At 67.6% G+C, this 11431-nt stretch carries 13 protein-coding genes; 7 read left to right on the top strand and 6 right to left on the bottom strand.

Annotated features, from left to right (window positions below):
- The 3 genes from A5736_RS22175 to A5736_RS22165 form a co-directional block, all read right to left on the bottom strand.
- The coding region (locus A5736_RS22175) for an RND family transporter (RefSeq protein ID WP_076248579.1) at positions 1–2214 on the bottom strand (2214 nt) is incomplete at its 3' end.
- Positions 2211–2759, bottom strand: a complete 549-nt coding sequence (locus A5736_RS22170; protein WP_076126776.1) for an MmpS family transport accessory protein — start codon at positions 2757–2759, stop codon at positions 2211–2213. The genes A5736_RS22175 and A5736_RS22170, both read right to left, overlap by 4 nt.
- Before the next feature lie 127 nt (positions 2760–2886).
- A complete protein-coding gene (locus A5736_RS22165; RefSeq protein WP_076126773.1) occupies positions 2887–3573 on the bottom strand; it encodes a TetR family transcriptional regulator in 687 nt (228 codons plus the stop codon).
- 113 nt (positions 3574–3686) lie between these two features.
- Here A5736_RS22165 and A5736_RS22160 point away from each other — a divergent pair, with 113 nt between their 5' ends.
- Genes A5736_RS22160 through A5736_RS22135 form a run of 6 tightly spaced genes read left to right on the top strand, consistent with a single transcriptional unit; the run spans position 3687 to position 9042 of the window.
- Entirely contained in the window at positions 3687–4982 is a 1296-nt protein-coding gene (locus A5736_RS22160; RefSeq protein WP_076248577.1) for an NAD(P)/FAD-dependent oxidoreductase, read from the top strand.
- Complete coding sequence (locus A5736_RS22155; RefSeq protein WP_371328404.1) at positions 4979–5713, top strand: DUF1365 domain-containing protein; 735 nt, start codon at positions 4979–4981, stop codon at positions 5711–5713. Before A5736_RS22160 ends, A5736_RS22155 begins: the two co-directional genes overlap by 4 nt.
- Entirely contained in the window at positions 5710–6972 is a 1263-nt protein-coding gene (locus tag A5736_RS22150) for a class I SAM-dependent methyltransferase (protein WP_076248575.1), read from the top strand. Before A5736_RS22155 ends, A5736_RS22150 begins: the two co-directional genes overlap by 4 nt.
- Positions 6969–7760, top strand: coding sequence for a DUF1295 domain-containing protein (locus tag A5736_RS22145; protein ID WP_076248573.1), 792 nt, complete (start codon positions 6969–6971; stop codon positions 7758–7760). Before A5736_RS22150 ends, A5736_RS22145 begins: the two co-directional genes overlap by 4 nt.
- Before the next feature lie 11 nt (positions 7761–7771).
- Positions 7772–8347 (top strand): sigma-70 family RNA polymerase sigma factor, encoded by a 576-nt coding sequence (locus A5736_RS22140; RefSeq protein ID WP_076248581.1) that lies wholly within the window; start codon positions 7772–7774, stop codon positions 8345–8347.
- A complete protein-coding gene (locus A5736_RS22135) occupies positions 8344–9042 on the top strand; it encodes an anti-sigma factor (protein ID WP_076248571.1) in 699 nt (232 codons plus the stop codon). The genes A5736_RS22140 and A5736_RS22135 overlap by 4 nt, the downstream gene beginning before the upstream one ends.
- Here A5736_RS22135 and A5736_RS22130 read toward each other — a convergent pair.
- From A5736_RS22130 to A5736_RS22120, 3 genes are read right to left on the bottom strand one after another with little or no spacing between them, the layout of a single operon-like run.
- Entirely contained in the window at positions 9039–9890 is an 852-nt protein-coding gene (locus tag A5736_RS22130; RefSeq protein ID WP_076248569.1) for a hypothetical protein, read from the bottom strand. The two genes, A5736_RS22135 and A5736_RS22130, sit on opposite strands and share 4 nt — an antisense overlap.
- 10 nt (positions 9891–9900) lie before the next feature.
- Complete coding sequence (locus A5736_RS22125) at positions 9901–10425, bottom strand: mycothiol transferase (RefSeq protein WP_076248568.1); 525 nt, start codon at positions 10423–10425, stop codon at positions 9901–9903.
- A gap of 10 nt (positions 10426–10435) precedes the next feature.
- Positions 10436–10807 carry a VOC family protein gene (locus A5736_RS22120; protein WP_076248566.1) on the bottom strand — a complete coding sequence of 124 codons (372 nt, stop codon included), beginning with the start codon at positions 10805–10807 and terminating at the stop codon, positions 10436–10438.
- Positions 10808–10854: 47 nt separating this feature from the next.
- Between A5736_RS22120 and A5736_RS22115 the strand changes: the two genes are divergently transcribed.
- Positions 10855–11431, top strand: a 577-nt coding sequence (locus tag A5736_RS22115; protein WP_139333505.1) for an amidohydrolase family protein, incomplete at its 3' end; no start/stop codon positions are given.

Here is an 11431-nt window from a genome sequence, read left to right as displayed (position 1 = left end):
GTGCACGGCCTGCTTGATCGGTTCGATGTGGCGGATGCCTTCGGGACTCGCCGGGTCACCTTCATGGGAGATGATCAGCCGGACGGCGCGCCCATCCGGCGAGATGAACTGTTTGAGGCCCCGCGCGAAATCCGGGCTGTTGAACGCCTCCGGCGGAAGGTAGAACGTGTCGTCGTTCTTCGCTTTGTCGAAGGCATCGCCTTGCGCGGTGGCGTTGTCGGCCTGCGCCTTCGCCTGGTCGTTGAGACCGTTTGTGATCGCATAGTTCGACATGACGGTGTCGAGGTTGCGCTGCTGACTCTCGATCTGCGGCGGGATCAGCGCCACCAGCTTCGGCTGAATCTGATCCAGCTTGTCCAGATTCGCGCTGAGCTCCACGATGTTCTCAGCCACCTGGTCAATGCCGTCGAGCGCGTTGAAGACCGACCGGAGTGCCCAGCAGGCCGGGATGTCGTAGCAATGCTTCTCCCAGTAGAAGAAGCTGCGGATCGGCCGGAAGAAGTCGTCGAAGTTGGCGATGTCGTCGCGCAACGCCTCGGTGATCTTCACCGTTTCTTTGGTGAGCCTGGTGGTTTCGTGTGTGGTGTTGCTCAGATCCTGGGTGACCTGCATCTGCTCACGCAGCGTTGCCATCGTCCTGCGCAGCTCGTCCGCCTGCTTGAGCAGGTTTGCCGCCTGCTCTTCCTGATAGTGCTGAGTCTGGAGCCGCCCTGCGGCTTGTGCGCCCATCTGAAAACCGAGGGTGCTGTGGTCGAGCGGCGTGCCCAACGGCCGGGTGATCGTCTGCACCCGGCCGATACCGGGGATGTGGAAGACCGCCTTGGCGACCTTGTCCAGGACGATGAAGTCGGCCGGGTTACGCAAGTCGTGATCGGTCTCGATCATCAACAGCTCAGGATTGAGCCGAGCCTGGTCGAAGTGCCGATCCGCGGCGGCATAACCGACATTGGCCGGGGTGTCCGCCGGCAGGAAGTGGCGGTTGTCGTAGTCCGTCTTGTAACCGGGCAGGGCGAGCAGACCAACCAATGCGATCCCGATGGTCACCGCGAGAACCGGTGCGGGCCAGCGGACGACCGCCGTGCCGATACGGCGCCAGCCCCGAGTCTGCAGCTTTCGCTTCGGATCCAGGAGCTTGAAGAATGACGCCACCGTCAGCATCGCCGGAGCCAGCGTCAAAGCCGCGAGCACCGCGACCAGCATGCCGACTGCACACGGCACCCCCAGCGACTGGAAGTACGGCAGCCGGCAGAAGCTCAGGCAGTACATCGCGCCGGCGATGGTCAATCCCGACCCGAGCACGACGTGCGCGGTGCTGTGGAACATGGTGTAGAACGCTTGTTCGCGCGACTCGCCCAAACCGCGCGCTTCGTGATAGCGCCCCACCACGAAGATCGCGTAATCCGTCCCGGCGGCGATCGCCATCAGCACCAGCATGTTGTTGGCGAAGGTGGACAGCCCCATGACGCCGTAGTTACCGAGCGTCGCGACGACACCGCGGGCCGCCGCCAGCTCGATGAACACCATCGCCAGCATGATCAGCATGGTGACGACCGAGCGGTAGACGAACAGCAGCATCACCACAATCACTGCGAAGGTGACGAGCGTGACCTTCGCGACGCCCTTCTCACCCGCGTGGGACTGATCGGCGAACAGCGGACCCGCCCCGGTGACGTAGGCCTTGATGCCCGGCGGCGCGGGCACCGAGTCCACGATCTTGCGGACGGCTAAGGCAGACTCGGTCGCCTCCCCGCTGCCCATGTTGCCGGCCAGGTAGACCTGGACGTACGCGGCCTTTTGATCGTGGCTCTGGGAACCCGCCGCCGTCAGCGGATCGCTCCAGAAATCCTGGACGTGCTGAACGTGCTTCTTGTCTTGCTCGACGCGCCTGACGATCTCGTCGTAGTAGCGGTGCGCTTCGGCCCCGAGTGGCTTGTCACCCTCCAGCAAGATCATGGCCGAGTTGTCGGAGTTGAACTCCTTGAACGTCGATCCGACCTTCATCATCGACTGAAAGGACGCCGCGTCCGTCGGACTCATCGACACCGAGTGGGTTTTGGCGACGACCTCCAGCTGCGGGGCCACGGTGTTGGTGATGAAAACGATGCCCAACCACACCAGGACGATCGGCAGGGCCAGCCGGTGGATCATCCGCGGCAGGAACGGCGGGATCAGCGGCTGGTCGACGCGCGGCGGAGCCTCGGCTGGCTCGCTCATGCGGACTTGTCCAGGCAGTAGACGAAGGCGTTCACGGTTTGGTTGGGATTTGAGCGGTTCGGAGTCTTGATGACGTCACCGCTCCCGTCGTGCTTGTTCACCACGAACTGGCAGGCGATCCAACTGCCGTCGCCTTGCGCCACCAGGTTTGCCGGAATGCCGGGCTTGGTTGAACTCAATACTTTGCTCCAGGGCAAGGGCACGTTGAGGGCCTGCTGCGGGTGGGAGTTTTCGTCGAGGTAGTTGATGGTGGCCGTGCTGCCCGGTGGGCCCCAGACCTGGAGCGTGATCGTCTTGGCGTTGAACTCGTCGAGGACCTCGCCCGAGGTGCCACCACCGAACGAACCGCGGTGAACGCCGAAGACGCCGTGCAATCGATAAACGACGAATCCCGACACCGCGACCACAGCCGCGATCGTGAGCACCAGCCAGAAGCGGCCAAGCAAACCCTTTTTCTTGGCGCGCTGTGGGGCGACCTCGTTGCCCTCGCTGTCGGCGGAGCCCTGCTTCATTAGCGGCTCGGTCCTTGGCTCAGTCGTCGTCATGGGCGCTTCAAGTCCTTCACGGGCGAAACATTAAATAGCCTAACGTTAGCGACGACCCACGGCCTCTTGAACGCGTTGCCCACCTCAGTCCCCCTTCGACGGCCCTTCTGCACCCGCGCGTCGCTGTTCATGACGACTCGGAGACGAGGCCGATGCAGGTAGCCGTCAGCACTCGGGTAAGGGCGGATGCGAAGTCGATGTTCCACTCGGGCGGCAGGGCGTCGGGCTCCTCCGCATAGGCGTCGGTCAGCCGCTCCGGGGGATTGGCGATCTGCCAGAACGCCGCGGCCAACGAGTATGCGGCGATCAACATGTCGAAGGCGCCGGAGCGGCCGAGCGCGGGCAGCGCACCCTCGATGGCATCGGCCAGCGCGACCGCGGCGGCGGCGATGTTCCGCCTCACCTCGACGACCCGCTCAATGTCCACCTCGTGCTCGAGATGCAGGTGCAGATTGGACAGCAGGTCACAAAACAGCGGGTCGGCCGCGAGCGCGTTGGCCAAGGTCTCGGCCACCAGCGCCGGCGATTTCGCCCCCGGCTTGCCCAGCTCCTCGCAGACCGTGCCCGACCAGCGGGCCCACCCTTCGGCGGCAAGGTGCAGCAGCACCTCCTTGTGCGAGGTGAAGTAGCGCCGCACCGCCGAGTAGTGGATTCCCGCCCGACCGGCAACGGCGGTCAAAGTGACTGAGGCGACTCCGGTCTCGACCGCCAGCGAGCGCGCGGCTTCGACAAGGGCCGCCGCACGTTGACGCTTGTTCTCCTCGGTGCGGGCGCGCTGGAAGGTGAGTTGCGCCACCGGCTGAGGATAACGCACATCGTGTGATTTGTATAACGCACATCGTGTGATTTGCGGTCGTTCACCCTCGGCTAGACACCGGTAAGCGCCCCGCAGCCCGTCCGCCAGGTCGGTGGCTCCGAATAGCTGATGTGGATCAGCCCTACACACGCTCGGTCGCGGTCATCGGCAGCGGCGTCGCCGGCCTCACCGCGGCCTACGTCCTCTCCGGGCGCGAACGCGTCACCCTGTACGAAGCCGACGCGCGGCTCGGCGGCCACGCGCACACCCACGTCGTCGACGACGGTGACGGGCGGGTCGTCGCCGTCGACTCGGCCTTCTTGGTGCACAACGACCGGACCTACCCGACACTGTGCCGATTGTTCGGTGAACTCGGCATCGCCACCCAGGACTCGGAGATGTCAATGTCGGTGCGGGCCGACGACATCGGACTCGAATACGCTGGCGCCCTTGGGGTCCGGGGCCTCTTCGCATGCCGGCAGTCGCTGCGACCGCGCTACCTGCGCATGCTCGCCGAGATCGTCCGGTTCCACCGTGCCGCCTTGCGGCTGCTGGGCGACGATGCCGACGGCCTCGAGACGCTGGACGCCTTCTTGAACCGACACGGATTCTCGCCGTACTTCATCGACTACTTCATCACGCCGTTGGTGGCGGCGGTGTGGTCCTGCGCCGGCGACGACGCGTTGCGGTACCCGGCCCGCTATCTGTTCGTCTTCCTCGCGCACCACGGCATGCTGTCGGTGTTCGGCTCACCCACGTGGCGCACCGTGACCGGGGGCTCGGCAACCTACGTGCGGGCCGTCGCCGCCCGGCTTGACGAGGTATCGACGTCGACGCCGGTGCACTCGCTGCGCCGGGTGCCCGACGGGGTGGTAGTGCGGGCGGGCAACAACCCGCCACGCCTTTTCGACGCCGCCGTCGTCGCGGTGCATCCCGACCAGGCGTTGCTGTTGCTCGACGGCGCGACGCCGCGAGAGCGCGCCGTGTTGGGCGCGATTCCGTACTCCACCAATCGGGCCCAGCTACACACCGACTCCTCGGTGCTGCCGCGCCACCGCCGCGCGCGGGCGTCGTGGAACTACCTGGTGACTCCCGGCAACGACCGCGTGGTGGTCAGCTACGACATCAGCAGGCTGATGCGTCTCGATGCCCGGCGCCGGTACCTGGTCTCCCTGGGCGGGCATGACCACGTGCGGCCCGAATCGGTGATCGCCGAGATGACCTACAGCCATCCGCTGTACACGCCGCAATCCGTTGCCGCCCAACGCTTGTTGCCGACTCTGGACGACGATCGATTGGTCTTCGCCGGCGCCTACCACGGCTGGGGGTTCCACGAGGACGGCGCCGCGTCGGGGCTGCGCGCCGCCCGCCGGCTCGGCGCCGACTGGCCGGCGGCGACCCGGCCCCGGGAGGTGGCCGCGTGCTGACCGACGCGCTTCCCGACGCGCTTCCCGAAGTGCTGACACCCGCGATCTACCGCACCACGATCACCCACTGTCGGCGGGTTCCAGTGCGCCACGCGTTCGAATACCGAAGCTACAGCTGGTATGTCGACGTCGACGACCTGCCCCGGCTGCCCTGGTGGCTGCGGCCGTTCGCACGATTCCGCGCCGACGACCACTTTTCGAACGGCGGCTCACTGCGCGAACGGCTCAGCGCTTTCTTCGCCGAGAACGGCGTGGCCGCACCCGAGGGTCGCATCACCGCGCTGCTGCAGGCCCGCGTGTTCGGTTATGTCTTCAACCCGCTGAGCGTCTTCTGGTGTCATGACCGAGACGGCCGGCTGCGTCAGGTGATCGCCGAGGTGCACAACACCTACGGCGAACGTCACGCCTACCTGTTGCCCCCGGCCGACCTTCCGGTGGCCACGGCCAAACAGTTCTACGTGTCGCCGTTCAACCCAGTCGACGGCTACTACCTGGTGCGAGCGCCCCGCCCCGGCGCCGTCGTCGACATCACCGTTTCGCTGCACCGCGAGCACGGGCGGGCGTTCCCGGAATTCAGCGCCACCATGCGCGGACAGCGGCGTCCGGCAACGAGCAGACAGGTCGCGATCATGCAAATCATTTCGCCGCTGGCGCCGTTGGTGGTCGCCGCGCGCATCCGGATACAGGGGATCAAGCTGTGGTTACGTCGACTTCCGGTGGTACCGCGATGAGCCTGAAGGCCATCCAAAAGCCCTCGGCGGCAATCGATTCGAAGCGCTGGCCGGCGGTCGCGACGGTGCCGTCGAGCCCTTTCGCCGGGGCTATCGCCGACCGGCTGCTGCGGCGCGCGGCCGCTCGCCTACCGCTTCGGCTGGTCTATCCCGACGGCGCGGTGGTCGGAGCGGCGGACCCGACTGCCCCGACATTGGTGGTTCATCGAGCGGATGCGCTGGCGCGCCGGATCGAGCGGCACGGGCTGATCGGGTTCGGCGAGTCCTACATGGCCGGCGAATGGTCGTCGCACGACCTCACCGGGGTGTTGACGGTCTTCGCCAGCTCGGTGGCCGATCTGGTGCCGCGCGCGTTGCAGTGGCTGCGGCCGATCGGCCCGGCGTTTCGGCCGCGCTGGCGCGGCGCCGGCCGAGATCAGGCCCGCCGCAACGTCGCCGAGCATTATGACCTGTCCAACGACCTGTTCGCCGCGTTCCTCGACGAGACGATGACCTACTCGTGCGCGCTGTTCCCCCGGCTGCCCGCGGCCGCGGGCGACCTGGCCGCCGCGCAACGACGCAAGATCGATCGGCTACTCGACATGGCCGAAGTCGGTTGCGGCAGCCGGGTTCTCGAGGTCGGCACCGGGTGGGGCGAGTTGTGCATCCGCGCGGCCGCCCGCGGGGCGCAGGTCCGTTCGGTGACACTGTCGGCCGAGCAGCAGCGCCTGGCGCGGCGTCGGGTCGCCGCGGCCGGGCTGTCCGACTCGGTCGAGATCGACCTGTGCGACTACCGCGACGTCGACGGCTGCTACGACGCGGTGGTGTCGGTCGAGATGATCGAGGCGGTGGGATATCACTCGTGGCCGCGGTATTTCGCCACGCTCGAGCGGCTGGTGCGCCCCGGTGGCCGCGTGGCGATCCAGGCGATCACCATGGCGCATCGCCGGATGCTGGCCACCCGCAACACCCACACCTGGATTCAGAAGTACATCTTCCCCGGCGGGCTGCTGCCGTCCACCCAGGCCATTTCCACTATCACCGAGCGGCGCACCGGTTTACACACCGTCGACATGACGTCGCTGCGGCCGCACTACGCCGAGACCCTGCGCCTGTGGCGGGAGCGGTTCATGCAGCAACGAGATGAGTTGACGCACTTGGGTTTCGACGAGGTCTTCGCGCGCATGTGGGAGCTTTACCTGGCGTACTCCGAGGCCGGATTCCGGTCGGGCTATCTTGACGTCTACCAGTGGACGTTCACACGCGAGGGCCGCAGATGAATCCGATCAACCTCCTCGAAGTATCCGGTGCGTCGATTGCGGCGCTGGCCGTCGTGCACTCGGTCACGTTCGCAATCGGCAGGCGGATCGGCCGCTACAACGTCGTCGACGTCGCCTGGGGCGTGGGCTTCGTGGCCATCGCCGGCGTCGCCGCGACCCTCGGGCAGGGCGCGGCGAGCAGGCGATGGCTGCTGCTGGCGCTGGTGGCGATCTGGGGCCTGCGGCTCAGCTGGCACATCCAGCGCAAGACCGCGGGCAAAGGAGAGGATCCCCGCTACGCCGCCATGCTGCGCGAGGCCACGCTGTCCCAGGTGATACGCAAAGTCTTTGTGCTGCAAGCCTTCATCACCTGGTTCGTCTCCTTCCCGCTGCAGTTGTCGGCGGTCAGCGGTCCCACGCCGAAACCACTGACGGCCGTCACCGTGCTGGGCGTGGCGGTGTGGCTGGTCGGCGTCACCTTCGAGGCGGTCGGCGACTGGCAGCTGAAGGCATTCAAATCGGATCCCGCCCAGCGCGGCGCGGTGATGGACCGCGGCCTGTGGGCCTGGACGCGCCACCCCAACTACTTCGGCGACGCGGCGGTGTGGTGGGGATTGTGGCTGACCACCATCACGGGCTGGGCGTCGCTCGCGACGGTCGGTTCGCCACTGCTCATGACCTACTTCCTGGTGTACGTCACCGGAGCCCGGCTCACCGAGAAGTTGATGGCCGGCCGGCCGGGCTTCGACGAATACCGGCAACGGACCGCGTTTTTCTTCCCGCGACCGCCCCGATCGGTGTGGCGATAGGCTACCGATCGATGACCGGAGCGGCGCAGCGAAGCGGGGACCTCGACGCCCTGCTGCGCAGGGTTGCGCGCGGGGACCGCGACGCCTTCGCCGCCGTCTACGACCTGACCAAAAGCCGGGTGTTCGGACTGGTGGTACGGGTGCTGCGCGATGCCGGCTACAGCGAGGAGACCACGCAGGAGATCTATCTCGAGGTGTGGCGAACCGCGTCGGAGTACGACGCCTCGAAGGGTTCCGCCCTCGCCTGGCTGATGACCATGGCGCACCGGCGGGCCATCGACCGGGTGCGCGCCGAGCAGGCCGGCAGCCGTCGGGAATCACGCTACGGCGCAGCCAATGTCGAACCCGTCAGCGCCGCGGCGCACGACCCGGTCGCCGATTCCGCGATCGCCGTCGAGGAACGTCGCCGGGTGACCGAATGCCTGGACGCGCTGACCGAGGCGCAGCGGCAGTGCATCGAGATGGCCTACTACGGCGGCCTGACGTACTCCGAAGTGTCGCAGCGGTTGGCCGCCAATTTGTCGACGATCAAGTCGCGCATCCGCGACGCCCTGCGCGGCCTGCGCAACTGCCTGGACGTGTCATGACCGACCCGACCGATTTCGAGTTGCTCGAACTGGCGGCGCCGTATGCCCTGCACGCCATGTCGGACGGGGAGCGGGCCGACCTCGACCGGCGGTTGGCGTCCGCGCCGGCGCCGGTGGCCGCCGCCTTCAACGACGAGGTCCGCGCCGTCCGCGAGACGATGGCGGTCGTGGCGGCGGCCACCGCGACCGAACCCCCGGCACACCTGCGGAGGACCACACTGGCGGCGGTGAAGTCTCGTGGCGTGCGTCAATTGAGTTGGCGGACAGCCGCTTTGGCGTCCGCGGCGGCGGCGGTCGTGGTGGGCGCCGCAGCGTTCGGTGTCGGGGTGCTGATGCGGCCGCCGGCGCCCTCGACGGTCGCCGAACAGGTGCTGGCCGCCCCCGATGTGCGGACGGTCTCGCGACCGCTGGCGAACGGGACCGCCACCGTGATGTTCTCCCGCGACCGCAACGCGGGCGTGCTGGTGATGAACAATGTGCCGCCGCCGTCGCCGGGCACCGTCTATCAGATGTGGCTGATCGGAACCAACGGCCCGACCTCCGCCGGGACGATGGGCGCCGCGGCCGTCGCGCCCTCGACGAAGGAGACGCTGACCAACCTCGGATCGTCGACGGCCCTGGCGTTCACCGTCGAACCCGGCGCGGGGTCGCCGCAGCCGACCACCCCGATATTGGCCGAATTGCCGCTGAGCTAGGCCGTTTTCGGGGCCTTCTGCACCAGGGCGCCCAGCACCGCGACGATCACGCCCAACACCACCAGCGCGGCGCCGGTGACCAAGGTCAGGTTCAGCCAATGACGCAGCCCGGCCTCGGCGTGGTCGATCATCACCTCGGCGATCCGGCGGATGTCGCCGGTGGTGTGATTGAGCGCCCTGTTCACATACCCGCCACCGGCCTCGATACCCGCCCATCCCGCCGCGCCGACGAGCAGCGCCGAGACGCCGAGGCTGGTCAGTGCCTTGCCGCGGCACCGGGCAACGGCCAGCGTCAGCAGCGCGCAGAATCCGCTGAGGGCCGCCGCACCGAGACTCACCCACGGGCCCCAGATAGCGAGCCGGCTCAGCTGCCCCTGCCGCAATGGGCCGGGCACCGTCAACGGAACGGTCAGCGTCGCAGGCACTTTCACGTTGTGACTGCTCAATACCCGTTGCAGCGAATCGTCTTTGAGCATCGGGGCCAGGTCGATGACCCATGAATCGCTCGACCCGCTGCCGGTGAACAACCAGCCGTGGGCGGCCCGGTTCACCTGGGCGAACAGCGGCGGAAAGCCGGGCCCGGACGTGAACGCGGTGGCGGCGTCGTGCACCTGCTGGCCGTCGACCGGATAACGTCCACCGCCGCGCTCGGCGATGAGCGCCATCGCCCGGGTGGTGAGCTCGGAGGCCGCCGCCGACTGCAGCGCCGGATCGGCCGCGGCATTCTTTGCAAACGCCGCGTAGCCGTCGTCGTTGACGACGTTGCACTGCGCCCATGCCGCCGGAATGGCCACGGCCAGCGCGACCGTGGCGGCCAGCCACAAGACCACCATCGTCGCGAATCGCACGCGTTAGAACCTACTGCGCGATCCCGCGCAGATAGGCCGCCTGCCCGAGGTGCTGGGCGCAGTCATCGATGATGCTCACCAGCCGCGCGCTGGCGGTGACCGGCGGATCCCAGTTGGTGTCCACCACGCGCGACAGCTCGGCGGCGGTCACGTCCGCGACGTAGGACAGCGTGAACTTGTGCACCTCGTGGTAATAGCCGGACAGGAGGTCGGCGGGCGCATGCACCTTCGCGACCTCGTCGGGGCCGTGCCCGTAGCCGGTGTCGTTGCGCGGCAGGTCCAGGCCGAACCGGTCCACCCAGCCGTCGCGGGTCCACACCTGCTCGACCCCGGCGACATCGGCCAGCTGGATGTCCTGCACCCGGGCGCTGTGCCAGATCAGCCAGGCGATGCTGTTGGCGCTAGGGGTCGGCCGGTAATTCGAGAGCTCGTCGGTCAACCCGTCGGTGAGCTCGTCGACGTGTTCGATCAATCGGGTGAACGAGTCGCGAAGCAGCTCCTGCGCGGCGGCGTCGGTGCTGGGGGTGTTGGCCATGCCACCGACATTACGGGCGCCCGTGCCAGACCGCTTCGACGTTGTTGCCGTCCGGGTCGCGCACGAACGCGCCGAAATAGCCGGGGTGGTATTCGGGCCACTCGCGGGGCTCGTGCAGCGACTCGGCGCCCAGACCCACCGCGGCCTCGTGGAAAGCGCGCACCGCATGCTCGTCGGCGGCCTCGAACGCGATGTGGTTTTCGCGGTTGGATCCCATGCCGGCACCGTCGGAGATCCAGAATGCCGGATGCCCGTCGCGGCCGTATCCGATGGCCCGGCCGAAGTCCAGCTGCCGCGAGTAGCCCAGCGTGCCGAGTACGGAGTCGTAGAAGTGCTGCGATTTCGGGTAGTCGGCGCAGTTGATTCCCAGGTGGTCGATCACGGAACTGATCCTGGCATGAGCACCCGACACGGTCGTAGATTATTTAGATGACCTACGACCTCGTCATCCGCAACGGCACCATCGTCGACGGCTCCGGAGGTGAGCCGTACGTCGGCGACGTGGCGGTGAAGGATGGAGTGATCCAAAAGGTGGGGGCCGTCGGGTCGGTCAACGGGGACGGCGCCGCGCGGGAGATCGACGCGACCGGGCTGCTGGTCACGCCCGGGTTCGTCGACCTGCACACCCACTACGACGGCCAGTCGATCTGGTCGGAACGCCTGACCCCGTCGTCGGCGCACGGGGTGACCACGGTGGTGATGGGCAACTGCGGGGTCGGCTTCGCGCCCTGCCGCCAGGAAGACCACGACGTGCTCGTCGACGTGATGGCGGGGGTCGAGGACATTCCCGGTGTCGTGATGACCGACGGCCTGCCGTGGACGTGGGAGACCTTCCCCGAATACCTGGACGCGCTGGACGCGGGTAAGCGCGACATCGACGTCGCCGCCTACCTGCCGCACTCGCCGCTGCGGGTCTACGTGATGGGCCAGCGCGGCGCCAACCGCGAGCCGGCCACCGCCGAAGACCTGGCGAGGATGCGCGCGCTGGCCAAGGAGGCGGTCGAGG

This window comes from Mycobacterium sp. SP-6446, from assembly GCF_001954045.1.
Lineage (GTDB): Bacteria > Actinomycetota > Actinomycetes > Mycobacteriales > Mycobacteriaceae > Mycobacterium.
Note: the sequence above shows the minus strand (reverse complement) of the source record. Positions and strands in the feature narration are given on the sequence as shown.